The 24,737-nt window shown below is 42.8% G+C and carries 27 protein-coding genes; 25 read left to right on the top strand and 2 right to left on the bottom strand.

The genetic code is table 11. The features are described from left to right. Positions 1-3 precede the first annotated feature (3 nt). Positions 4-282, top strand: a complete 279-nt coding sequence (locus tag CEF17_RS10615; protein ID WP_100399498.1) for a UPF0223 family protein — start codon at positions 4-6, stop codon at positions 280-282. A gap of 42 nt (positions 283-324) precedes the next feature. On the opposite strand, the gene CEF17_RS10610 is transcribed toward CEF17_RS10615, so the two are convergent. Continuing rightward, positions 325-963 (bottom strand): YktB family protein, encoded by a 639-nt coding sequence (locus tag CEF17_RS10610; protein ID WP_100400877.1) that lies wholly within the window; start codon positions 961-963, stop codon positions 325-327. Positions 964-1,241: 278 nt separating this feature from the next. Here CEF17_RS10610 and CEF17_RS10605 point away from each other — a divergent pair, with 278 nt between their 5' ends. Both CEF17_RS10605 and CEF17_RS10600 read left to right on the top strand, forming a co-directional pair. Then, entirely contained in the window at positions 1,242-1,430 is a 189-nt protein-coding gene (locus CEF17_RS10605) for a hypothetical protein (RefSeq protein ID WP_054635197.1), read from the top strand. 163 nt (positions 1,431-1,593) lie between these two features. Beyond that, on the top strand, positions 1,594-2,382 hold the full coding sequence (locus CEF17_RS10600; RefSeq protein WP_442857436.1) for an inositol monophosphatase family protein: 789 nt from the start codon (positions 1,594-1,596) through the stop codon (positions 2,380-2,382). 24 nt (positions 2,383-2,406) lie between these two features. Here the strand turns inward: CEF17_RS10600 and CEF17_RS10595 are convergent, their stop codons facing one another. Continuing rightward, positions 2,407-2,619 carry a DUF5325 family protein gene (locus tag CEF17_RS10595; RefSeq protein WP_100399496.1) on the bottom strand — a complete coding sequence of 71 codons (213 nt, stop codon included), beginning with the start codon at positions 2,617-2,619 and terminating at the stop codon, positions 2,407-2,409. A gap of 351 nt (positions 2,620-2,970) precedes the next feature. On the opposite strand from CEF17_RS10595, the gene typA reads away from it, so the two are divergent. From typA to CEF17_RS10485, 22 genes are all read left to right on the top strand, one after another. After that, the gene (gene typA, locus CEF17_RS10590) at positions 2,971-4,812 is read left to right on the top strand and encodes a translational GTPase TypA (protein WP_100399495.1); all 1,842 of its coding nucleotides are present in this window, start codon (positions 2,971-2,973) and stop codon (positions 4,810-4,812) included. Positions 4,813-4,860: 48 nt separating this feature from the next. Further along, positions 4,861-5,190, top strand: coding sequence for a YlaH-like family protein (locus CEF17_RS10585; protein WP_100399494.1), 330 nt, complete (start codon positions 4,861-4,863; stop codon positions 5,188-5,190). Positions 5,191-5,563: 373 nt separating this feature from the next. Further along, positions 5,564-6,079, top strand: a complete 516-nt coding sequence (locus CEF17_RS10580; protein ID WP_100399493.1) for a hypothetical protein — start codon at positions 5,564-5,566, stop codon at positions 6,077-6,079. A gap of 74 nt (positions 6,080-6,153) precedes the next feature. Then, complete coding sequence (locus tag CEF17_RS10575; RefSeq protein ID WP_100399492.1) at positions 6,154-7,008, top strand: alpha/beta fold hydrolase; 855 nt, start codon at positions 6,154-6,156, stop codon at positions 7,006-7,008. A gap of 280 nt (positions 7,009-7,288) precedes the next feature. Next, positions 7,289-8,521: an acyl-CoA dehydrogenase gene (locus CEF17_RS10570; protein ID WP_100399491.1), complete on the top strand. Its 1,233-nt coding sequence runs from the start codon at positions 7,289-7,291 to the stop codon at positions 8,519-8,521. 52 nt (positions 8,522-8,573) lie between these two features. Beyond that, on the top strand, positions 8,574-9,353 hold the full coding sequence (locus CEF17_RS10565; RefSeq protein WP_100399490.1) for an SDR family oxidoreductase: 780 nt from the start codon (positions 8,574-8,576) through the stop codon (positions 9,351-9,353). A 67-nt stretch (positions 9,354-9,420) separates the two neighbouring features. After that, positions 9,421-11,055: a long-chain-fatty-acid--CoA ligase gene (locus CEF17_RS10560; RefSeq protein WP_100399489.1), complete on the top strand. Its 1,635-nt coding sequence runs from the start codon at positions 9,421-9,423 to the stop codon at positions 11,053-11,055. A gap of 56 nt (positions 11,056-11,111) precedes the next feature. Next, positions 11,112-11,675 (top strand): TetR/AcrR family transcriptional regulator, encoded by a 564-nt coding sequence (locus tag CEF17_RS10555; protein WP_054635203.1) that lies wholly within the window; start codon positions 11,112-11,114, stop codon positions 11,673-11,675. Positions 11,676-11,742: 67 nt separating this feature from the next. Further along, complete coding sequence (locus tag CEF17_RS10550) at positions 11,743-12,627, top strand: 3-hydroxyacyl-CoA dehydrogenase family protein (RefSeq protein WP_100399488.1); 885 nt, start codon at positions 11,743-11,745, stop codon at positions 12,625-12,627. Next, positions 12,627-13,406 carry an enoyl-CoA hydratase gene (locus CEF17_RS10545; protein WP_100399487.1) on the top strand — a complete coding sequence of 260 codons (780 nt, stop codon included), beginning with the start codon at positions 12,627-12,629 and terminating at the stop codon, positions 13,404-13,406. The genes CEF17_RS10550 and CEF17_RS10545 overlap by 1 nt, the downstream gene beginning before the upstream one ends. A gap of 26 nt (positions 13,407-13,432) precedes the next feature. Next, positions 13,433-13,849 carry an acyl-CoA thioesterase gene (locus tag CEF17_RS10540; RefSeq protein WP_100399486.1) on the top strand — a complete coding sequence of 139 codons (417 nt, stop codon included), beginning with the start codon at positions 13,433-13,435 and terminating at the stop codon, positions 13,847-13,849. Between the two features lie 12 nt (positions 13,850-13,861). Then, on the top strand, positions 13,862-14,941 hold the full coding sequence (locus CEF17_RS10535; RefSeq protein ID WP_100399485.1) for a phosphotransferase family protein: 1,080 nt from the start codon (positions 13,862-13,864) through the stop codon (positions 14,939-14,941). Then, a complete protein-coding gene (locus CEF17_RS10530) occupies positions 14,942-15,751 on the top strand; it encodes a 2-phosphosulfolactate phosphatase (protein WP_100399484.1) in 810 nt (269 codons plus the stop codon). It begins immediately after the preceding gene. Beyond that, the gene (locus tag CEF17_RS10525; RefSeq protein ID WP_100399483.1) at positions 15,690-17,438 is read left to right on the top strand and encodes an acyl-CoA dehydrogenase family protein; all 1,749 of its coding nucleotides are present in this window, start codon (positions 15,690-15,692) and stop codon (positions 17,436-17,438) included. The genes CEF17_RS10530 and CEF17_RS10525 overlap by 62 nt, the downstream gene beginning before the upstream one ends. Positions 17,439-17,452: 14 nt before the next feature. Next, positions 17,453-18,226, top strand: a complete 774-nt coding sequence (locus CEF17_RS10520) for an SDR family NAD(P)-dependent oxidoreductase (RefSeq protein ID WP_100399482.1) — start codon at positions 17,453-17,455, stop codon at positions 18,224-18,226. Between the two features lie 69 nt (positions 18,227-18,295). Then, entirely contained in the window at positions 18,296-19,072 is a 777-nt protein-coding gene (locus tag CEF17_RS10515; protein ID WP_100399481.1) for an enoyl-CoA hydratase/isomerase family protein, read from the top strand. A gap of 29 nt (positions 19,073-19,101) precedes the next feature. Then, a complete protein-coding gene (locus CEF17_RS10510) occupies positions 19,102-20,085 on the top strand; it encodes a quinone oxidoreductase family protein (protein WP_100399480.1) in 984 nt (327 codons plus the stop codon). Positions 20,086-20,146: 61 nt separating this feature from the next. Further along, complete coding sequence (locus CEF17_RS10505; protein WP_100399479.1) at positions 20,147-21,013, top strand: branched-chain amino acid ABC transporter permease; 867 nt, start codon at positions 20,147-20,149, stop codon at positions 21,011-21,013. Next, positions 21,010-22,011 (top strand): branched-chain amino acid ABC transporter permease, encoded by a 1,002-nt coding sequence (locus tag CEF17_RS10500; protein WP_100399478.1) that lies wholly within the window; start codon positions 21,010-21,012, stop codon positions 22,009-22,011. The genes CEF17_RS10505 and CEF17_RS10500 overlap by 4 nt, the downstream gene beginning before the upstream one ends. Continuing rightward, complete coding sequence (locus CEF17_RS10495; RefSeq protein WP_198509020.1) at positions 22,008-22,781, top strand: ABC transporter ATP-binding protein; 774 nt, start codon at positions 22,008-22,010, stop codon at positions 22,779-22,781. The genes CEF17_RS10500 and CEF17_RS10495 overlap by 4 nt, the downstream gene beginning before the upstream one ends. Next, on the top strand, positions 22,765-23,472 hold the full coding sequence (locus CEF17_RS10490) for an ABC transporter ATP-binding protein (RefSeq protein ID WP_100399476.1): 708 nt from the start codon (positions 22,765-22,767) through the stop codon (positions 23,470-23,472). The genes CEF17_RS10495 and CEF17_RS10490 overlap by 17 nt, the downstream gene beginning before the upstream one ends. Before the next feature lie 30 nt (positions 23,473-23,502). Then, positions 23,503-24,714, top strand: a complete 1,212-nt coding sequence (locus tag CEF17_RS10485; protein WP_232725487.1) for an ABC transporter substrate-binding protein — start codon at positions 23,503-23,505, stop codon at positions 24,712-24,714. The last annotated feature ends 23 nt before the right edge of the window (positions 24,715-24,737 follow it).

Below are 24,737 nucleotides of genomic sequence, written 5' to 3'. Positions count from 1 at the left end.
GATATGGAAACAAACATCCCCATGCCGGTCTCAATGGACTGGTCAAAGGAAGAGGTAGCTGATGTAGTTAATTTTTTTCATATTATTGAAAAAGCTCACTTCAATGCCGTTTATAGAGAAGATATTTTAGCGTTATACAATCGATTTAAAGAGATTGTGCCTTCTAAAAGTGAGGAAAAACAGCTTTTTCGTCAATTTGACCAGGAGGCAGGAGTTTCCTGCTGGAAAGCGGTTCAGACTGCGAGAAAGACTGAGCCAGGTATGAAAGTGAAAGTAAGATAAGAAAAAGGCAAGGGATCGTACTTCTCCCTTGCCTTAGGTTTGTCAGCTATTTGCATGTACTTCCTTAGCGGTTCTGTAAAGAGGCAGAACGGTTTCGAATGTCTCCTCGATCACTTGTGTTAGTTTTTCCCCGTCCTGCACTCTTTCATCATCCCGATTTAAATGAATACCGCACAAAAGCTCAGACTTTTTTACACTTTTCAGCCTGTCAATCATGGTTAGCCTATCTTGGGCGGAAAGATTTTTTTGAAGTTCCGCGTCTGGTTTTGTATGATCCATTGACCACACATAATGGTCTGGAATATTATGTAGTATCTCTTCCTTTTGAAACAACTGGTCTGCCAAAGCACCTTTAATTGGCGATTCATAAATTACAGCGAACCACACAAAAAGATGACTTTCAAATAAGCCTATTTGAAAATGAGGAAGCTTTTTATAGCCTCTTTTATTATCAGCAAAAGCAACCCATGTGTCATCAGGAGGATTAACTTTTCTTCTGGCGTGCTTTGCCACATGGTAGAACATTTCGTCGCCAGTCATGGAAGAAATAGCCGGAGCAAAATATTCTCCTGCAGCTTCAAGTTTAGGGCGCACCGTGCTTTTGATTGCTTCCATTCTTTCATCCAGCCCATCAATGGTAAAAACATCAAAGTCTTTTTTTGTAAAGCCTTGAATAGTCATCATTCAAAACCTCCTTACAAGTATTCTATTCTTTTTTATAATAGCTTTTTAGCAGCAGCTAAAGCAAATAAATAGGGACAGGAGTCGAAATGAAGGAGCTGGAGTCCGCTTCTAAAAGGAAAGAGAGAAAATATTTATTGAGAGATTCGTTTGAATTTTTAGAAAAGTATGATACAATGATAACAATAAATATTTCAGAATATTTAGTTAAATGATCAGTAATATAATTTTTTCAGCTTTCTAGAGATTATATTACGAAAAAAGGGGTGTGGATGACCATGGAACAAGTGATTCAAACATTCAAAAGAACTGATGCTGAAGAACGTATTCCTGTTCTGCGTCTAGAAATTGATTATGAACTCGCAACTTTACATGATGCCATGCTCGAAGAAGATCTTGACGCGATGAAAGAGTGCAAGAACCGGCTTGAGATTCTTCGTAAAGAACTAATCAGACTAGAAGTGTGAAAATAAAATTAAAAGATACAAAGCGGGCAGAGAGCCTGCTTTTTTTTGGTTTAAAGGTTTCTGACAGGACAAAAAAGCCTTTCTCTATTACGTTACATAAATTTATGGCATAATAAGGAACAATACATACTAGAAAGAGAATAGAGGGGAGACCATGAAATCTATGGAGTGGAAAAAGGTAAAAGAAGAAGCTGAAATGTGGATTAAAGAAAGCGGAGACATATTAAGGAGCTCTTTAAACAACCCTCTTGATGTACAGGCTAAATCCAACCCCAATGATTTAGTCACACAGATGGACCATGAAATTGAACAGTTTTTGACTGATAAAATAAAAAATTATTACCCTGCTCACCTTGTTCTTGGGGAAGAGGGAAGAGGTGATGAGCTAACATCCACGGAAGGAATAATCTGGATCATTGATCCGATTGACGGAACAACAAATTTTGTCCACCAAAAGTATAATTTTTCAATTTCCCTGGGAATTTTTGAAAATGGACAGGAACGTGTTGGCATTATTTATAATGTGATGGATGATGAATGCTTCACTGCTGTAAACGGTGAGGGAGCTTACCTGAATGATTCTCCTCTTCAATCGTTAACAAAAGGCAACATAAATGAATCGATTGTGGGCTTAAACGCAAGGTGGCTGTTAAAGGAAACGAGCGTTGAAGATGGGTCCCTTCACAGGCTGGTAAAAGATGTACGGGGAATTCGTTCGTACGGCTCTGCGGCGATAGAACTCGCTTATGTGGCAGCAGGAAGGCTGGATGCCTATGTCAGTTTCCGTTTATCTCCTTGGGATTATGCAGGGGGAGCAGTCATATTAAAAGAAGTGGGAGCCCTGCTTACTTCCTTCGACGGAGAAGAGCTTCCTCTTTTAGGTACAAGTTCACTCATAGCTGCGCGCCCTGGTATACATGAAGACCTGATTTCCTATGTGTCGGCACAATAATATAAAAAGTGGAGAGCCTCACGGCTACTCCACTTTTTTTGCAGCTTCTTCTTCCATAGAGTTATCATCTTCCAAGCTGTTTCTGACCACACGAGCGTATTTAAAAGAAAAATAAAGACCGACAAAGGAAACAAGAGCAATAAGAAAACTTCTTTCTGCCACTGCTACTCCAAAACCCATAATGGCTACAGTAGCAAGAACAGCTAAGGATAAGAAAATCCATTTTGACTTTGTCATTTTTTCACCTGCTTGAATTTTTTATTCATTAATTCAAAGGTCTGGTAAAAAAGGTGCCCGGCCAATGAGGAGTAAAATATGTACCCGGGTTGCATAACAGTCAGACCATAGAAGAATGTTTATGTGTTTAGTGTAACGTGTTTTGAAAAAAAATAAAAGCGGTGTGAAGAAATAAGAGGTCATGCATGTACCGGGGAGAGGGAGGTCCTATGCCGGCTTTTTAGGTGAATCTTATAAAAGGCCCGGCAGCAGATAAGGAAAAACATTCATCATTTGCTGAATACATTTCAACCGTATGCTATAATGATACAGTTGAGGAATTTTGTACGAATGAGGAGCGATTAATAACTAATGGATGTACGAACAGATTTACGCAATATAGCGATTATTGCCCATGTAGACCATGGGAAAACTACACTTGTTGATGAATTGTTGAAACAGTCCGGCACGTTCAGAGAAAATGAGCAGGTAGACGAACGGGCCATGGACAACAATGATATAGAAAGAGAACGGGGTATTACAATTCTGGCAAAAAATACAGCAGTCCGGTACCAGGATACAAGAATCAATATTATGGATACACCTGGACACGCTGATTTTGGCGGGGAAGTAGAACGCATATTAAAAATGGTTGATGGCGTTCTCCTTGTTGTTGATGCTTATGAGGGCTGTATGCCTCAGACACGTTTTGTATTGAAAAAAGCTCTGGAGCAAAAGCTGACTCCACTGGTAGTTCTAAACAAAATCGACAGAGATGCAGCTCGACCAGAAGAAGTAGTAGATGAAGTCCTGGACTTATTTATTGAGCTAGGTGCTGATGAAGAGCAGCTTGATTTTCCAGTAGTATATGCCTCTGCGATAAACGGAACAGCGAGTGCTGATCCGGCAAAGCAGGATGATGATATGACGGTTTTGTTTGAGACCATTGTCGAAAACGTTCCTGCTCCAGAAGATAACAGCAGTGAGCCGTTCCAGTTCCAGGTCACAATGCTTGATTATAATGACTATCTTGGAAGAATCGGGGTAGGAAGGGTTTTTCGCGGAACAATCAAAACAGGAGATCAGGCAACACTTATTAAGCGTGATGGCAGCACGAAAAACTTCCGTGTCACCAAGCTGTTTGGCTTTATGGGCCTAAAACGTATGGAAATTGATGAAGCTAAAGCTGGAGACTTAATTGCCATTGCAGGTGTGGAAGATATTAATGTTGGTGAAACCATTACACCTGTAGAGCACCAGGAACCATTAGAGCCGGTGAGAATTGACGAGCCGACTCTGCAAATGACCTTCCTTGTAAACAACAGCCCATTTGCCGGGCGCGAGGGCAGCTATGTAACAAGCCGAAAGCTTGAGGAGAGATTAAAAACTCAGCTAGAAACAGATGTCAGCCTTCGTGTGGAAAATACAGAATCACCTGAAGTCTGGAAAGTTTCCGGGAGAGGTGAGCTGCACTTATCCATCCTTATTGAAAATATGAGACGGGAAGGCTATGAGCTGCAAGTTTCAAAGCCTGAAGTAATTATCAAGGAAGTGGATGGAGTACTTTGTGAACCTGTAGAAAGAGCTCAAGTTGACGTTCCTGAAGATTATACCGGAGCAGTCATGGAGTCGTTAGGTGAGCGTAAAGGTGAAATGATTGATATGGTCAACAAAGGTGATGGACAAGTACGCATGGACTTTATTATTCCATCTCGTGGATTGATTGGCTATACTACTGAGTTTATGGCACAGACAAAAGGATATGGAATTTTAAATCATGCCTTCGATGGTTATCAGCCGGTTGCCCAGGGGCAAGTCGGAGGACGGCGCCAGGGCGTTCTTGTTTCTATGGAAACAGGAAAAGCAACTCCGTATGGCATGCTGCAAGTAGAAGACCGTGGAACTCTGTTTTTAGAGCCCGGAACAGAGATCTACGAAGGCATGATTGTAGGGGAGCATAACCGGGATAATGATTTAACGGTAAACATTACGAAATTAAAGCAGCAGACCAACATTCGTTCTGCTACTAAAGAAAGCACCGTTACAATGAAGCGCCCAAGAATTCTGACATTAGAAGAAGCTCTTGAATATTTGAATGAAGATGAGTATTGTGAGGTTACACCAGAATCGATCCGTCTTCGTAAAAAAATATTAGATAAAAGCATGAGAGAACGTGAAGAAAAAAGAAAAAAGCTTGCAAAGAAAAATTCTTAACCTAAGAATGTTTGCAGCCGTATTGTGTCGCTGTGAGGTGAATGGAAGATGAATGAAGAGGTTAATGTGACCAGAGATGACCTCTCTTGGTTTGCCGGGTTATTACAAGTGCACGAAAATCCAGTGTTTGGTTTCTGGGCCTTATATGCAGCCGTAGTGATTACTTGTATCCTTGTGTTTAATTTGGGATTTGCACGCAAACTTCCTATCCTGAAAAATGTGATTGTTTATGCTGCTTTATTAGCAGGTGCCTTACCTTTAACGATCTTTGCAATTGGTATGCCGATTGTAGAGTCACTCTTAATTGCAGCAGCTGTTTTGGGAACATATAAGATCAGGCTTCGAGCCCACAAGAAAGAACAAGAAACTGAAGGATAAGACTATAGAAACTGTCTTCTTGTAACGTATAGCGTTGCAGAAGACAGTTTTTTGTTTTCTGCAGCCTACATCCACCGGCCAGAACAAAATGATGGGGGAGTAAATGCAATAATTGTAGCGATGACGTACGTTTTCTGGTGGGCGGACCTTTGACTGAGTATCTTTTTGTGCCTTTGAAGCATTTTCAATGAAGTCTTTTTTTAATTTAAGAAGAAAACAGGTTTGTCAACTCATAAGATGGGAATGGAATTTTAGTGTCAACTTATCGACCAGAAAAAAAGGTGAAACAATGCATACTGATGTAAGGAATAGTTTAGCAGGAAAAAGGGTAATTAATAAGTACGATGGTTAAAGAGTGCGAGGTGTTTTTCCTATGCATAATCAAATAAAGCCTATGCTTGCGGAAATTAAGACGTTTTCCGAGCTAAAAGAAAATGGATTCAGCTGTTTAACCCATTTTGATAAAGAAGACAATAAAGCTCACGAAGGATCTTGCTGCTGGATATGGACTAACGGTTCACTGCGCATTATTGTTGAAGATAAAAAGGACGGCAGATGTGAAATTGTCGGAGAATTTACTGAAAATACCTTACAGAGAATGATTAAGTCACAGTGGGTGGAAGCAGATAAACACAGAAAAGCAGCTGAGAAGGAAATTACCGAAGAAAATAAGGGTTGTGAAAAAAAAGAAGTAACCTTTTTCCTGGGAGGCTCTTATAACCTTAGTGTCGAAGTAGAGGTTACCCCTTTTGATGATGAAAGGGTGGCAATAGATTTAGCAAAAGTAATGCTCGCTTCAGATCTCGGTATTTCTATAGATCTTATTTGTGAAGCTTTAAATATTAGCTCTTATGATCAAAAATGGGTAAAGGTAAAAACGATAGCGTAAGCACGGCCGGCAGAAAGCAAAAAGGGACGGCGTAACAGCCGCCCTTTTCATTATGCAGTAAAGGTGTGTGGAGTATGGCGGCAGATGTAGAGTTTAAATTTGTAAAGGTGAACGGAATTTCTCTCCATGTAGCTTTGGCGGGTCCGGCAGATGGACCTCTCGTGATCCTGCTTCATGGTTTTCCGGAATTTTGGTATGGGTGGAGAAACCAGATTGAGCCTTTGGCCAAGCAAGGCTACCGGGTAGTAGTGCCTGACCAGCGTGGTTACAATTTAAGCGACAAGCCACCTGAAGTAGATCATTATTCTATAGATCTATTAAGAGATGATATTATTGGTCTCATAAACTATTTCGAAAAAACAAACGCGGTCATTATTGGTCATGATTGGGGAGGAGCTGTAGGGTGGTACCTTGCTGCAACAAAACCAGAATACGTGGAAAAGTTTATACCTATTAATATCCCTCACCCAAGTGTTATGCCAGCTGTGATGGCCTGCCACCCATCCCAGCTGGCAAAAAGCAGTTATATGCTGTTTTTTCAGCTTCCTTCATGGCCGGAAAAATTACTTCAGGCAAACGATTATAAAACACTGGAGAAAACAATGTATTCCTCAAGTAAAGCTGGAACGTTTTCCTCTGGGGATATGGACTACTACAAAGATGCATGGTCCCCTCCAGGAGCGATTACTTCCATGCTAAACTGGTATCGGGCAATATTTAGTAAGGGAATGACTATCCCATCTCCGGATGTTACAGTCCCTACGAGAATGATTTGGGGCGTCGAAGATCACTTTTTGACTGTGAAATCAGCAAAGAAAAGCATGAATTACTGCTTGGATGGTGAGTTAATTCTAGTGGGAGATTCTACTCACTGGATCCTTCATGAACAGCCAGAGCTTATTAATAAACTGATAACAAAGTTTTTATAATGGAGAACAATTAGGAGAAAGGTTGTTGAGAAATACTTCTCAACAGCCTTTTTATTAGGTTATAACATGGATAAGTAGAGAGTGTTGCTGTTTATTAATAAGAGCAAGCAAGCTGATGAGAAAATTAATAGTTAGAAAATTTAAATAATATATTGATTTTTTTACAACCAGACATTATATTTAAAGAGAACCTAATTGTTAAAATTTGAAAGGTTAATTTCATAGGTTTATTTTTTATGGTTGTAACATACTGACCGGTTAGTATGAAGGGAGGAAGAAAATGAATTTTACCTATAGCGAAAAAGTAGAATATCTTCAAAAAGAAGTCCAGGATTTTATGGAACGTTATGTTTATCCAAATGAACAAACCTACAAAGAACAGTTAAATAATCAAGGCGGCCGTTTTTCCTCGATTCCTCCAATTATGGAAGAATTAAAGAAAAAAGCAAGAGAAAAAGGGCTTTGGAATTTATTTTTACCTGAAAGTGACCTTGGGTCTGGGCTTACAAACCTTGAATACGCTCCTTTATGTGAAATCATGGGAAGATCAGCTATCGCTCCTGAAGTCTTTAACTGCAATGCGCCGGATACCGGTAATATGGAAGTGCTGGTCAGATACGGAAGTGAAGAACACAAAAAAAGGTGGCTGAAGCCGCTATTAGAGGGGGAAATAAGATCTGCATTTTGCATGACAGAACCTGATATCGCCTCTTCAGACGCCACCAATATTCAAGCTGATATCCGGGAGGACGGAAATGAATATATAATTAACGGGAGAAAATGGTGGTCTTCCGGAGCGGGAGATCCACGTTGCGAGATTCTCATATTTATGGGGAAAACAAACCCGGATGCACCGAAGCATGAACAGCAATCCATGGTACTGGTGCCAATGAATACACCAGGAATTCAAGTGGAACGAATGCTTCCGGTATTTGGTTATGATGATGCTCCTCATGGTCATGCAGAAATCACCTTTGAAAATGTCCGGGTACCTAAAGAAAACATTCTTCTTGGGGAAGGGAAAGGATTTGCTATAGCTCAAGGCAGACTGGGCCCTGGCAGGATTCACCATTGCATGAGAACAATCGGTGCTGCAGAGAGAGCATTAGAAATACTTTGCGAGAGAGTGGACAGCAGAGTTACCTTTGGAAAGACACTTGCTGAGCAAGGGGTCATTCAAGAATGGATTGCAGATTCCAGGATAGAAATTGAACAGGCGAGGCTTCTTGTGCTGAAAGCCGCTGACATGATGGACAAAGTCGGAAATAAAGTAGCCAAAAAAGAAATCGCCATGATCAAGGTTGTAGCTCCAAACATTGCTTTAAAGGTTCTTGACCGGGCAATTCAAGGATTAGGTGCAGCAGGCGTCAGCGAAGATTTTCCATTAGCTAATTCTTTTGCAGGCATTAGAACATTACGGTTGGCTGATGGCCCCGATGAGGTCCATAGAAGGTCAATCGCCAGGCTGGAGTTAAAAGAACAACGCATGAAACGAAAGCAGGAAGTTTTGTGAAGAGAAATGTAACCGTTTACTTTTAAAAATTTCATCCTAAGGGTGGTTGATTATGGATAGCAAAATAGAAAGCTTATTTGGGTTACAGGGCCAGACAGCCATTGTCACCGGGGGAGGAAGAGGTCTTGGCAGACAAATGGCGCTTGCCTTTGCAGATGCTGGAGCTAATATTGTCGTTTGTTCCAGAAAGGTGGACGCGTGCGAAGAAGTGGCTGAACTTTGCAAAGAGAAAGGGGTAAAAACTCTTGCATTAGCTTGTGATGTCACCAATGAAGAGCAAGTCAACCATGTGGTGGAAGAAACGATGAAGGAATTTGGTTCGATCGATATTCTGGTGAATAATAGTGGCGCAACCTGGGGAGCTCCTTTCCTTGAGATGCCACTCGAAGCCTTTCAAAAAGTAATGAATGTAAATGTCACAGGTGCATTTCTCATGTCAAAGGCTGCAGCCGGACATATGACTGAGCGCAAAAGAGGGAAAATCATAAATATTGCTTCTGTGGCAGGGTTAAACGGATCTGATCCTAGGTTTATGGACACGATCGGCTACAATGCAAGCAAAGGTGCAGTGATCACTTTCACGAAAGATCTGGCTGCCAAGTTAGGCCCGGATAATATTAATGTGAATGCCATTGCTCCTGGTTTTTTTCCAACAAAAATGTCAAAAGGTCTTCTTGAGCAAGGGGAAGAGATGATTATTGAACGAACACCTCTGAAACGCTTAGGAGGAGATGAGGATTTAATGGGAGCAGCATTGTTTTTAGCTTCCAGAGCCTCAGATTACGTGACAGGGGAAACGATTGCTGTAGACGGGGGAATGAACGCCCTTTAATCAGATCAGAAAATGGCGCCTTTATTTAACTCCGGACAGTGGCTAAAATCTCATGGAGGTGGTTGATATGCCAAACGTATGGCTGAAGCATTATGCCGAAGATATCCCGCATGAAGTTGATATACCTGAGATTTCACTTCCAGACATGCTGAAGGACACTGTAAGAAAGTATGGGGAAAAGGAAGCATTGTCGTTTTATGGGCAGACAATGACTTATAAAGAGCTTCAGTACAGAACATCTGCCTTTGCTTCCGCCCTTCAGAAAAAAGGTATAAGAAAAGGGGACCGAGTGGCGATTATGCTTCCTAACTGTCCTCAATATGTTATCAGCTATTATGGCATCCTTACCGCCGGTGCTGTAGTCACGCAGGTTAATCCGATGCTGGTAGGCCGGGAGCTGACTCACATTTTAAATGATTCTGGTGCAAGAGTACTTGTCATATATAAGGATCTTCTTCCTGTACTTGAAAAGGTTCAAGACAGTCTATCATTAGAGAATGTTGTAACTGTGGACCTGAAGGGGAAGGAAGGATCAGAAGAAGAGAATTATATTCCCTTTTCCCACTTTCTGGCTTCTGGAACAGATAAGGTTGAGCCTCCAAAGATCAACCCTGGAGAAGACACAGCAGTTTTACAATATACTGGAGGCACAACAGGGCGTTCAAAAGGAGCGATGCTTACTCACAGGAATCTTATCGCGAACCTGACACAAACCTATGAGTTCTTTAAGCATGATTTAAAGAAGGGAGAAGAAAGGTATTTAACTGTAATTCCTCTGTTTCACGTATTCGGCATGACGGCATGTATGAATCTATCGGTCTATTCTGGATCACTCAGCGTTATGCTCCCTCGTTTTGAATTGGAAGAAGTGCTGGAGACGATCAAAAGAGAGCAGCCCACTTCCTTTCCTGGAGTTCCAACGATGTACGTAGCCCTTAACAGTCATCCTGAGGCAGAGAGCTATGGTATCGACAGCGTTAAAGTATGCAACAGCGGGAGTGCTCCGATGCCTTTAGAATTGATGAGGTCTTTTGAAAATAAAACGAGTTCCACCATACTTGAAGGGTATGGTCTGTCAGAAACCTCTCCCACAACCCATGTTAATCCGTCCTTTGGCGAAAGAAAACCAGGAAGTGTAGGAATTCCTCTTCCTTCTACTGAATGTAAAATTGTAGATTTGGGAGAAGGGATAAAGGAATTGAAGGCTGGTGAGACAGGGGAAGTCATCATTAAGGGCCCCCAGGTGATGAAAGGGTACTGGAACATGCCTGAAGAAACTGCCATAGCTCTTCGGAACGGCTGGCTGTATACGGGAGATATTGGGAAGATGGATGAAGATGGTTATCTTTATATTGTTGATCGGAAAAAGGATTTAATTATCGCAAGCGGGTACAATATCTACCCGAGAGACATCGAAGAAGTCCTGTATGAGCATGAAGCGGTACAGGAAGCTGTGGCCGTTGGGATTCCGGACAAATATAAGGGAGAAGCCGTGAAAGCCGTGGTTGTTTTTAAAGATGGCAAAAGTGCCACAGAAGAAGAACTGATCTCATTTTGCAGACATAATATGGCGGCCTATAAGGTCCCAAGCTACATTGAGAGCAGACAGCAGCTGCCAAAAACCAATGTAGGAAAGATACTGCGCCGAGCGATTAAAGAAGAAGCGAGAAAACAAGCAGCAGAAAAACAAAGCCCCCTGTAGTGCCCGGTGAGTGTGCTATACTACGTGTAAAAAAGAATAAGAGGCAGGGGTTCTTTATGAAGCAGAAAATCTATGAAACAAGCATTGCTCTCTTTGAAAAGGCTGGCTTTTCGAATACGTCGATTCAGGATATTGTAAACTGTCTCGGAGTGACAAAAGGGACATTTTATTATTATTTTCAAAGCAAAGAACAGCTCCTCATGAACATTCATTTGGATTACATGGAAAGGCTCTTAACCCAGCAGCATGAAATCCTTCGCAATGAGACGCTGGATAACCGGGCCAAGGTCTATGAGCTTGTATATATGCTTTTACGAAACATAGAAACGCAAGGAACGAACGCTAGAGTCTTTTTTCGGGAAATGCGTCATTTGAACAAAGAAAACCTAGAATTCATTAAAGGAAAACGTGACCAAATCAGAACAGGAATGACCGATGTTATTAAAGCCGGTATTAAAGAAGGCGAGTTCCGAAAAGACCTCAATCCTGAAATAGTCGCTCTTGGTATCTTGGGAGCGTGCAATTGGAGCTATAACTGGTTTAATCCTGAAGGGGAGTTTTCAGATCAAGAAGTAGCACGTATCTACATTGATATGATTCTTCATGGAATCGAAACGTAAAGGACATTAGTCCTTTCTGCCACAAACATACTAACTGGTCAGTATACGAAGGGAAGGTGTGGAGGAAATGAAAGCAGAGGATGTAAAGAACATTGCTGTACTGGGTGCTGGGTCAATGGGGCATCAAATTTCCATGTTGTTTGCCTTAGCCGGGTACAAAACTCACTTGCAGGATGTAAAAGAAGAAGCTCTTGTCAAAGCCGAAGCTGAATTACAGCGCATTATGGCTAAGTGGTTGACGAAAGGAAAGATAACCGAAGAAGGGAAGAACCGGGCGTTTTCGAATCTTCATTTTACTACCAGTCTGGAAACAGCAGCCGGACAAGCTGACGTGGTAATAGAAGCAGTGGTTGAGAAGCTGGATGTTAAGCGTGAGGTGTTTGCGGACGTGGATCGGATTGCCCCTTCCCATGCCATACTTGCGACAAATAGTTCAACAATCGTTAGTTCCAAGGTGGCTGAGGTAACTGCAAGGCCTGACAAGGTCTGCAATATGCATTTTTTCTTTCCTCCTCTTGTGATGGACTGTGTGGAAGTGGTCAAAAGTGAACAAACATCCGAGGAAACAGCGGCGCTTGCAATGGAGCTTTGCCAGAAAATCGGACGGACAGGGGTTTTGCTTCACAAAGAGATTTATGGATTTATTGCAAACCGCCTGTTATTTGCTTTATCTAAGGAAGCCATAACTCTATATGAGGAAGGCTACGCTGATTACAAGGATATTGATCTTATTTGTAAGAAGGCGTTAAGTCATCCATTAGGGCCCTTTGAGATTGCAGATCTGTCAGGGATAGACGTAGGTTACTACGCAAATTTGCAGCTTTTCGAAGAAACGGGAGACCCAAAAGATAAACCGGCAAAAACAGTTGAGGAAAAAGTAAAAGCTGGAGAGCTGGGAAGAAAGACTGGAAAAGGCTGGTATGATTATTCAAAAACCGAGGTGAAGCAATAATGGGTGAAACTGTAAGTCTTAGAAAAGAACAAGGAATAGGCATTGTCACAATTGACAACCCTCCATTAAATGTTATGAATCAACAGGTCACCAAAGAGCTTGGGGAAGTATTTACTGATGTGGAAAGTGACAAGGAGATCATTGCTGTGATTCTTACAGGCGCAGGACAGAAAGCCTTTATGGCAGGAGCTGATATTAAGGAGTTTCCTGAATCCATCGGTAAACAAGGCATGAAGGAAGACGTAATGAAAACCCACCAAATGCTGAACCAGATCGATTTCCTTCCTAAGCCTACCATAGCCGTTTTAAACGGCCTGACTTTTGGAGGCGGCTGCGAATTAGCTTTGACCTGCGACATAAGAATTGCAGAGTCTCATGCGCAAATCGGCCTTCCTGAAGTGAAGCTTGGGCTGTTTCCAGGAGGTGGAGGCACACAGCGCCTTCCAAGACTGATTGGAGAAGCTAAAGCAAAGGAACTCATGTTCACAGGAGAGCCGGTAACAGCTGAGGAAGGGGTAAAGCTTGGACTCGTAAACCATGTGGTACCAGAAGGAGAGGGAATAAAGAAAGCAACAGAAATGGCTTCAAAGATCGCCGGCTATTCCCTTGAATCGCTTTCACGGATTAAAGAAGCGGTGGACAGAGGAGTGGAAACAGGGTTATACAATGGATTAGAAAAGGAAGCAGAACTGTTTGAAGAAGTGTTCCAGACAGAAGACATTAAAGAAGGAGTACAGGCCTTTATTGAAAAAAGGAAGCCGGTATTTGAGCATCGATAATAGAAAACAAAAGGAGGCTCTCGAAGATGGTCCACAGACTCCCTGTAAAAATCAGAGTCAGTGAAACAGATGCTCTTGGTCATGTAAGTAATATTAGCTATTTTATTTATTTAGAAGAAGCCAGGGTGGAGCTTTTTCGAGATCTAGGAATAATGGAGGAAATTGGCCGGTGGCCGTTTATTTTAGCCTCTACCACCTGTGATTACATCCAGCAGTCGTATTTTGGGCAGCATCTTGAGGTTGAATCCTCAGTCAGCCGCATCGGTAATTCAAGCTTTCACATCGATCATGAAATATATGGTGAGCAGGGACTGACAGCTAAAGGAAAAGCAGTCATTGTGCACTTTGATTTTGACGAACAAAAAACAAAGCCGCTGACACCGGATATGATTGAAACCTTAAAAAGCTACAGAAGTGGATCAGCTGTAACTCCCCAGGAGTAAGGAGTGATGTACATGAGTTCTTTTACTTTTCAAGATACCATCCCGGTCAGGGAAGGTGAAGAGGTAAACATAGAGCGTCTAGAGGAATTTCTGCGCAAGACAATTGAAGATTTTCCTGACGAGCCCCTGCAAATGAATCAGTTTCCCTCAGGTCATTCGAATTTAACCTATGAGGTAAAAGCCGGGGATTGGGAGGGGGTGCTGAGGAGGCCGCCGTTAGGACCTGTCGCTCCAAAAGCTCATGATATGGAAAGAGAGTATCAGGTTTTGAAAGCGCTTCATCCTTCTTTTCCACTTGCTCCTCGTCCCTATGTGTTCTCTGATGATCATGGAATTATTGGAAGCCCCTTTTTCGTCATGGAAAGGCGAAGAGGAGTGGTGATAGATACAGACCTTCCAGAAAGCCTGAAGTCTACTCCGGAAGCAGGAAAAATGCTGTCTTCGGTCATGGTTAAGACGCAGGCAGAACTTCACAGTCTGGACTACAAAGATACCCCCCTTGTGCAAATGACAAAGCCAGATGGGTTTATGCAGAGGCAAGTTCAGGGCTGGATTAAACGATATGAGCGTGCGAAGACACATGATGTACCAGGCGAAAATGAACTGAAAAAGCAGCTGGTTGAAAAAATACCGGAAACAAAGGAAGCTTCCGTTATACATTACGATTTTAAATTCAACAACGCGATGTTTGATGCTGCTGATCCTTCTAAGATCATTGGATTATTTGATTGGGAAATGGCCACAGTGGGGGATCCTTTAGCTGATTTGGGTGTAACCCTTAGCTATTGGATTGAAAGCGGCGACCCTGAGCTTTTGCAAAAGGGCTTTGGAAAGCCTCCTGCCACTGTTCAGCCTGGGTTTTATACAAGGCGTGATGTGGTTGAACAGTATGCCAAAGAGACGGGCAGAGATGTAGAAAATATTGATTTTTATCTAACCTTTGCTTATTTCAAACTGGCTGTTATCGCCCAGCAGATTTATTACCGGTATAAGAAAGGGCAGACAAACGACCAGCGCTTTTCAAAATTTTATCAGACAACAGCAGCCTTAATTCAGCACGCAGACTACATTTCACGTAAAGGGATAATGTAAATGAGTAACAAAGAGCAAAAGAAGGTACACCTTCTTTTTAAAAAAGAAGACATTGATGAAAGAAAGCTGGAAGGAAAAACAGTAGTGGTGTTTGACATCCTGCTTGCCACCTCCACGATTACGTCAGTATTGGAGTGCGGCGCAGCAGAAGTCATTCCTGTGTTAACGGGAGAGGAAGCCCTTACTCGAAAAAAAGACTTCGAAGAAAATGCGTGCTCAGTGGCCGGGGAAAATAATGGCATTACAATAGAAGGTTTTCATCTGCCGGCCCCTCTTTCTCTTAAAAACAAGGTGCGAGGAAAATCGGTTATTCTTTGTACGACCAACGGGACAGTGGCGATCAGGAAGTCAAGTTCAGCCAGGCGGGTGTTCGCCTCCTCTCTATTAAACAACCAGGCTGTGGCTGATGAGACAGTAAAAGAGATGAGTTCGGGAATCGTTATTATTTGTGCCGGTTCAGCCGGGGAGTTTTGTATAGAGGATTTCTACGGTGCCGGGCATTACCTGCACTGCCTGTTACAGGCAGATCCTAAGCTGACATTGACAGATGCTGCCCGCTCTGCTCACCTTTTTTACGAAGGTCACAAAGATGAAGCTCTCCCTATTCTCGGAGGCTCCTCTGTCGGCATCATGCTTGAAAGCTTTGGTCTTCATGAGGATCTGGAGTTTATCGCTAACAAAAATACAATGAATATCGTCCCTTGTATGCAGGCAGACGGGTCGATTATTGATGAAGGAGGACAATTGCGTGAAGGAAGTGAGCACACAGACCAAAGGAGGCTCTTACCTCGTCCATCAACAAGGCCATGAAGAAATATTTACCCCGGAGGATTTCACCGAAGAACAGAAAATGATTGCGAAAACTGCCCGGCAGTTTGTTGAAAAAGAAGTGGAGCCTCAAAGAGAGGCAATAGAAAATCAAGATTTTGATTTGACCGTCCGCCTATTAAAAGAAGCTGGAAACCTGGGTTTATTAGCTCACAGTGTCTCAGAATCTTACGGGGGACTGGGGCTGGATAAAATAAGCAAAGCACTGGTTGGAGAGACGATTGGAGGAACAGGCAGCTACGGGGTTGCTCATTCCAATCATACGTGCATTGCAACGCTTCCCATTACTTACTATGGAACAGCATATCAAAAAGAAAAGTATCTTCCAAAGCTTGCAAGTGGTGAATATCTCGGAGCTTACTGCTTAACAGAACCCTCTGCCGGCTCGGATGCCATGTCTGGTAAAACAACAGCAGTCCTTAATGACGAGAAAACTCATTATTTATTAAACGGAACAAAGATTTATATCACGAATGCGGTTTTTTCCGATACTTTTATTGTTTACGCCAAAATTGATGGTCAGTTTTCTGCCTTTATTGTAGAGAAAGATTTTCCTGGCTTAAGCCTTGGACCCGAGGAGAAAAAAATGGGAATCAGCGGTTCATCAACGAGGTCAGTAATCATGGAAGACTGCCAGGTTCCTGTGGAAAATCTTCTCGGGGAAACAGGGAAAGGTCATCTTATCGCATTTAACGTTTTAAACCTTGGACGCTTTAATTTGGGAGCAGCCTGTACTGGTGCATCCAAACAGGCATTTGAGCTTGCATTAACTCATACTGGGGAAAGGAAGCAATTCAGAAGAAAGCTCGCTGATTTTGGAGCGACGAAAGAAAAGATAGCTTTGATGGCTGCAAGACTATATGCCTCTGAATCTCTTCAATACCGGACAGCTTTTTTACTTGAAGAAGCTTTAGGTGAGCTGTATGAAGAAAATGACTCATCTATCGTTACAAGGAAATTAGCTGAATTCTCTCTTGAATGCGCGATCTGTAAAGTATATGGATCTGAAACGCTCGATCAGGTCACTGACGAGGCTGTGCAGCTTCATGGAGGAGCAGGTTTTATAAAAGAATACAGAATCGAACAAATGTACAGGGATTCGAGAATTAATCGGATCTTTGAAGGAACGAATGAAATTAATCGTCTTCTTGTATCTGGGCAGTTTATGAAAAAATCGTTAAAAGGGGAACTGGCATTTCAGGCAGCCCACAGTGGAGCCAAAGAAATATTATCACAAAAAGGTCAAAGCTGGGAGGATTTTCTCAATACTGTCAGAGCTTCCTTTCTCATTCTCATCGCCAAGGCTCAGGATGTATATGGGGAGAAGTTAGAAGATAAACAAGAGGTCGTGATGAAGCTTTCAGAGATAGCCATTCTTCTATATGCTGCAGAATCAGCTGTCCTTCGTACTAAAAAGGCTGCAGCTGCCAATTCTGAACAACAAGAAAAGATCAAGCATCTCCTTACAGAAACGATTTTAGAGGACACGGCTTGCTCTGTTATTTCCCTTATCCGCCAGCTGGAGCCTTCCTTGCTGCTGGAAGAAAGCTCAGGGGAGGTTAGAGAAGCCATTTACAACCGACTCTTATCCTTTCATTTCCCTGGTAGTTTACAAGGGAAAAGAGAAATCGCTGATTGGATGTACAGTCAATATGCTTATTCTGTCTAACAGGGAGGAAAGCAATGGGGAAATTCAATGACTATTTTGTACTTGTTACCGGAGGAGGAAGCGGCATTGGAGCTTCCACAGCAAAGAAATTTGCCAGAGAGGGAGGGGAAGTCATCCTCACTGGCCGTACGAAAGAAAAGCTGATGAAGGTACAGAGTGAAATAAAAGAGGAAGGGGGCAAAGCTGACGTCTTTCAAGCAGATGTTACTGTGGAAAAGGAGGTGCATGAACTGGCCGGCTTTATTGAAGACAAGTACGGCCATCTGGATATTCTTATCAATAATGCAGGTGGATCAGGAATGAAGGGCAGCTTATTCTCTCTTTCCTTGGATGAATGGGAAAGTGTCCAGCGTTTAAATCTAAACAGTGTCTTTCTTGTCGCTAAAGAACTGCTCCCTTTATTAAAGAAAGATACTGACAGACAGCCTCACGTAAGACCGTCCATCGTGAATGTATCATCTTTATCCGGCCATAAGCCAGGAAATAATATTCCTCACTATAGTGCTTCGAAAGCAGGAGTTCTAAATCTTACAAAAACAATGGCTAGTGAATGTGCTCCTTTTGGAATCCGGGTTAATTCTGTGTCTCCTGGTTTTATTGATACGCCGCTCACAGAAAAAAGTCTGGAAAACGAAAAATTTCAAAAAGCCGTCAGGCGTCACACGCTTCTTGAACGAACAGGAAGGGCTGAAGAGATAGCCAATGTGATTGCCTTTGCTGCCTCAGAGGAAGCGTCTTATATGACTGGAAGCGACCTTCTCGCAGATGGGGGATGGCTGGCAAAATAATAGGCTTTAAAGATTGATCAAGGTGACTTCCTTCTTCGCAAGAAGGGATCTAAAAAAGGAGGAGAAACGATGAGTAATCACTTACTGGTTGAAGAGAGACAAGGAGTTATGCATGTAACCTTAAACAGGCCTGAACGTCTAAATGCTTTCAGTCCCGATATGATGGAAGGATTACTTCAAGCCTTGTCCGAGGCAGAAGAAAAGAGTGCCGTGAAAGCGGTTGTCCTTTCAGGCGCGGGTCGTTCCTTTAGTGCTGGAGGAGACGTGAAAAGCATGGGAGAGGCCACACCGGCAAAGGTGTATAGCCATATTGAACGCTTAAATGAAGTTATTAAAAAAATTAAAAGAGTTGAAAAGCCTATCATTGCAGCGGTTCACGGTTTTGCCGCCGGAGCGGGCTTCAACCTGGCGTTAGCGTGTGACCTGATCGTGTCATCCAAAGACAGTAAGTTTGCGATGAGTTTTGGACAAGTGGGATTAATTTCTGATGGAGGCGGCTCATACTTCCTTCCAAAACTAGTGGGAATTCACCGTGCGAAAGAAATTATGTTTAGCGGAGAAGCGATTGAAGCTGAGCGTGCCTATGAAATGGGCATAGTAAATCAGCTTTTTGATCCTGATGAAATGAAAGAAAAGACAGAGTCCTACGCCGCCCGGATTGCCAGAGGGCCAATAAGGGCTTACGGCATGATGAAAAAGGTAATGGATCATTCATTGAATGCTTCCCTTGAAGAAATACTTCAGGAGGAGCGAATCTCACAAACATTGATGGTGGCAAGTGAAGACCATCAAGAAGGCGTACAAGCCTTTGTGGAAAAGAGAGCACCATCCTTTTCAGGAAGATAAAACTATTTGTATACAAGGAGGAATTAAGGATGAAAGCAGTACAGTTAGAGAAATTTGGCGGTCCTGACGTACTACGTCTTGTAGATTTAGAGAAACCGAGCCCAAAAGAAAATGAAATACTCATCGAAATTAAGGCAATAGGTGTTAATTATGCAGATACGGCAAGAAGAGAAGGTCAGTATGTTGTTGACACTCCTCTGCCGTATGTCCCTGGTTCTGAGGTAGCCGGGGTTATTATTGAAACAGGGGCGGGTGTGAAAAGATTTAAAGCTGGAGACAGGGTTGTGACCTTATTGGGAAGCAGACGTGCGACAGGCTATGCGGAGTACACAGTAGCTGACGAAAGAGCACTTATCCCCCTTCCGGAAAATCTTGATGAACAGACGGCTGCTTCCATCCCACTGCAAGGGTTAAGTGCTTACCATGTTTTAAAAACTATGGGGAGAATGGAGAAGGGGGAAACCGTTCTGGTTCATGCGGCTGCCGGGGGAGTTGGGATATTTGCGGTTCAGCTTGCCAGAATTTTTGGAGCGGGAAAGATCATCGGTACAGCCAGTACGGAAGAAAAGAGACAATTTGCCAAAGAGCTTGGAGCCGATCACACCATTGATTATACAAACGAGCTATGGGAAGAAGAGACCATGGAAATAACAAAAGGAAAAGGCGTGGATGTGGCTTTGGAAATGGCTGGCGGAAGAGTCTTTAACCAGACTCTGAATTGTTTAGCTCCCTTTGGGAGGCTGGTCATTTATGGAGTAGCAAGCGGGGAGCAAAGCAGATTTTATCCTTCTTCATTAATGGAAAAAAATCAAAGTGTCATCGGTTTTTTCCTGCCGCAGATCATGAGTAAGCCTCACTTGCTGGAAAGCAGCTTAAAAGATATCTTTACCTACATTCAAAAAGGAGAGGTTAAGCTCAAAATCGGCGGCGTCTTCCCCCTCGAAGAAGCAGCTGATGTTCACCGAAAGCTTCAAGGAAGAGAAACGTCAGGGAAACTTATTCTTGTACCATAACAGTAAGCAGCCACTTTAATACCAGAATTTTCTGCAAAAAAATTCTGTAAGGAGGAATACAATGGAATTTCTCTTTCAGCAAGTGTTTAACGGTATTACGATTGGAAGCGTTTACAGTCTGGTTGCTTTAGGTTTAACTCTTATATTTGGCATTTTGCATGTTCCGAATTTTGCCCATGGAGCAATGTACATGATTGGAGCTTATCTTACTTTGACTGTCATGACAGCAATGGGGGTACACTACTGGCTTGCCGTAGGTATATCAGTTTTAATGGTGGCCCTGCTTGCGATAATAACTGAACGTCTGGTGTTCAGCCGTCTTGATCAAAATAATCCTCTTCCCATGATGATTGCAGCCATTGGTATTCTCTTTTTTCTGGAAGCCTTTGCTCATTTGGTCTGGGGAAGTCAGTACCAACGCATGGTTACTCCGTATGGAGAATCCATTAATTTTCTTGGGATGACCGTTACTTTGCAGCGATTGATTATCATTGGAGCGGCTTTGTTTTTGATGCTTATCCTACATCTTTTTTTAACAAGAACGATGACAGGTTCTTCTATAGTCGCGATGGCTCAAAACAGGGAAGGAGCCTTTCTGGTTGGGATCAATGCAAACAAAGTGGCTATGCTGACCTTTGCTATTGCCGGCGGCCTGGCTGCTGCTGCTGCTTCACTGGCAGCTCCCATCAACCTGGTTTATCCGAGTATGGGGAATCTCGTTATAATGAAAGCTTTCGTCATTATCATTCTTGGAGGGATGGGAAGCATACCCGGGGCAATTGTAGGAGGCTATATCCTGGGAATTTCAGAGAGCCTGGGAGCAACTTATATTTCAGCCGAATACAGTGATTTAATTGCTTTTGTTCTGCTTGTTCTTATTTTGACCGTTAAGCCTACGGGGCTGTTTGTCAGGGGGGTGCAAGGATGACTTTTTTTAAAAAACATGGATGGCTCATTACTTTGGCTGTCATTGCTTTATTATTTCCCCTCATCCTGCCGAACCAGTATTTTATCCAAATTGGTATATTGATAGGGATTTGGTCAATTGCGGTGTACGGTCTTAATTTGATCACCGGCTATATTGGCCAGCTATCACTGGCCCACGCAGGATTCTTCGCAATAGGTGCCTACTCGCTGGGCCTGCTTACGTTAAATGCAGGAATTCCTTTTTGGGCAGCTTTTTTTCTCTCACTCGCTATAACGGCTGTGTTTGGCCTTTTGATTGGGCTTGTCGCTTTGCGGACTAAATCACATTTTTTTGCGATTTACACCATGTCTGTAGGTTTCTTAATTTATCTTGTCATTTATAAATGGGATGAACTGACGGGAGGAGTCAGGGGATTGATAGGAATTTCCGCACCCGATGGCATCGGTCCCGTGACGTTTCAGTCAATCACCAGCCAGTATTATTTTGTGATCTTTTTTCTTCTCGTAACGATTTTTCTTATGAGAAGAATCGTTCATTCTCTGCTGGGAAGAACCTTTACCGCTATTCGCAACAGTGAGGACCTTGCAAAAACAATCGGGATTTCAGTGATGAAAAACAAACTCCTTGCTTTTGTGCTCTCCTCCATATTTGCAGGTCTCGCCGGGATTCTTTACGCCTCGTATATAAGATTTCTGGGACCAGAAATCGCTTATATAGAAGTTGCGTTTGAAATTCTATTGTACTTGCTGGTAGGTGGAATCGGGACGTTGGCAGGACCTCTTGTGGGGACAATTATTGTTGTGACCCTTACCCAGTCCCTTCAATTTTTAGAGGAATACCGCATGCTCATTTTCGGACCTATCGTAGTCCTGTTAATTCTTTTCTATCCTCAAGGAATTGTAGGGCAGTATTATATGTGGAAAATGAAAAGGAATTTTAAGAAAAAGCCGTCTATTCATACAGGGAAAGAGAACAGCGTAAAGGAGGCCCGGTCCTGATGCTTACGATTAATGGCTTAACAAAATCCTTCGGCGGACTTACGGCAGTAAATGAAGTGGATGCTGTAATTGAAAAAGGGACCATTACAGCTGTCATAGGACCGAATGGTGCCGGCAAATCCACGTTCTTTCACTTAATAAGCGGTTTTCATCAGCCGACAAAAGGGTCCATTCAATACAACGGCAGAGATATTACCAAAACACCGCCGCATAAGACAGCTGCTCTGGGAATCAGCCGTACCTTTCAAACAACTCATTTATTTGAGCAGTCCACAGTTATTGATAACGTGTTAATCGGCCATCGGGTTCGTACCAAAGCAACAATCATTGATGCTATTTTTCGGACGAAACGTGAAAAAAATGAAGAAAAAAAGTGTTATGAAAAAGCTAGAGAGATGCTCGATTTTGTAGGACTGTCACATTTGGAAAACAACCCTGTTCACTCCATTACTCAGGAGGAACAAAAAAGAACTGCGATTGCACTTGCTCTTGCAACAGACCCTGAGCTGCTCCTTCTGGATGAACCGGCGGCTGGTATAAATCCTGATGAAACAGTAGAACTTGCCTCCTTAATCAAAAAAATTGTTAGAAATGGAGTCACTGTCTGTTTAATTGAACACAAAATGCCAATGATTATGTCGTTAGCTGACCATATCATCGTCTTAAATCATGGAAGCAAGATAGCAGAAGGGACACCCGAGGAAATAAAAAATAACCCTGAAGTGATCAAAGCTTATCTTGGAGGTGAGGAAAATGTTGAAACTGGATAATGTCTCTGTTTCCTATGGAAGTTTTAAAGCGTTGGAAAATGTATCTTTACACGCTGAACAAGGAGAGTTAGTCGTTCTTTTAGGCTCCAATGGAGCCGGCAAGTCAACTTTATTTAAGGCAGTCAGCGGCCTGGTAAAGGTTCAGGAAGGCAGTATGGAGGCCGCAGGGGCCTCTATCCTTGGTAAACCCCCCAGCTTTATGGTGAAAAAAGGGATTGTCCAGTGTGCAGAAGGAAGGATGCTCTTTCCTGCCATGACAGTCCTTGAAAATCTGAAAATGGGAAGCTATGTTCACCGGAGAGAAAAGAAAGTCCAGGAGGAACAGCTTCGAAGTGTTTATGATTTGTTTCCTATTTTACAAGAAAAAAGGAAGGATCCCGCCGGGTCTTTAAGCGGTGGGCAGCAGCAAATGGTTGCCATTGGACGGGCTCTCATGGCAAAGCCTTCTGTGTTACTCCTCGATGAGCCTTCTTTAGGGCTTGCTCCTCTTATTGTTGAGCAGATGTTTGAAACAATCAGTGAGATTAACAAGACTGGAGTCACTGTGTTGTTAGCTGAGCAAAATGCACATGCTGCGTTGAAAATTTCAAACAGAGGTTATGTACTTGAAAACGGCAGTGTGGTCATGGAGGGCACTCAGAAAGAACTGATGAACAATGAAGATATTCGCAAGGCGTACATTGGGGCATAGCTTTCTTTATTAATAAAAAGGGGGATGACTATGAAAAATTCGGCTTGGTGGTTCATTGGTTTAGGTGGAATGCTTATGGTGACAGCTGGGTGCGCAGAGGAAACAGGAACGGATGCAGACGGACAAAACGGCGGGGAGGCAGAAGTAGAAACTGAAGTGGATGTGGAAGGAGATGAAGAGGTAGTTAATATCGGATATACTGGCCCATTAAGCGGCCCGGCTGCTTACTACGGTGAAAATACGTTAAATGGCATGAGAATGGCAGCGGAGGAAATTAATGAAGAAGGATTTGAAATAGATGGTGTGACCTATAAAGTAAACGTTATTGCCTATGATGATATGTATCTTCCTAATGAAGCAGGTACAAACGCAAGACGCCTCGTTCAGGAAAATGATACAGCTGTCGTTTTCGTTCCTCACAGCGGAGGAGTGTTTGCCACGCAAGTATTTAATGAAGAGGAAGAGTTTTTAATTGCAGCATATACAAGTGAACCGGATGTGTTAGAGCAGGGGAATGAGCTAACACTTAGAATCCCGCCGGCTTACACGATGTACCCTGATTTCTTTATTGATTACCAGATGGAGAACTTTGGAGAGCGCCTTGCCCTGCTTCCAACAGCCACGCAATATGGGAAGGACTGGACGGAAACCATTGTACCAGAGTGGGAGGAAGCTGGCGGAGAAATAGTGTTTGATGGGGAAATTGATTTTAGTCAGGACACTGATTTTTATAACATTGTATCCAATGCCTTAAATTCTGACCCTGATGTTTTATTTGTCGGCGGTGCCTCAGAACCTACAGCGTTAGTTATTGATCAAGCAAAAGAGCTTGGCTTTGAGGGAGGATTTATGGTTATGGACCAAGCGAAGCTTGAAGAAATGGAAGCGGTTCTCGGAGGTTATGAAAGATTAGAAGGAGCCGTGGGCGTATTGCCTCAGCTTAAAAGTGATGCTGCCGGCGCAGAAGCATTTAACACTGGCTACCAGGAACAGTATGACAGAATTCCAACCTCTGAAAGTGCTTTTAACTACCAGGCGATGTATGTACTCGTAGAGGCTATGAAAGCATCTGGTTCAGTAGATGATGCCCAGGCTATTATGGCGGCCATGGACGAAGGAGTAAAAGCACTGGATGAAGAGGACATCGTGTGGTATTTAGAAGGAGTAGAGGATCAAGGGTTTGATTGGCTGGGCGGAGCAGCCGCTGTAGAAAACGGTGAAATTGTTGTTTTAGAGGAATAATGCAACATGCAGTTTCTTCATAG

This window comes from Bacillus sp. FJAT-44742, from assembly GCF_002797315.1.
GTDB classification, from domain to species: Bacteria; Bacillota; Bacilli; order Bacillales; family Marinococcaceae; genus Thalassorhabdus; species Thalassorhabdus alkalitolerans.
The sequence above is the reverse complement of the archived record's forward strand: the minus strand, read 5'-3'. Positions and strand labels throughout refer to the sequence as shown.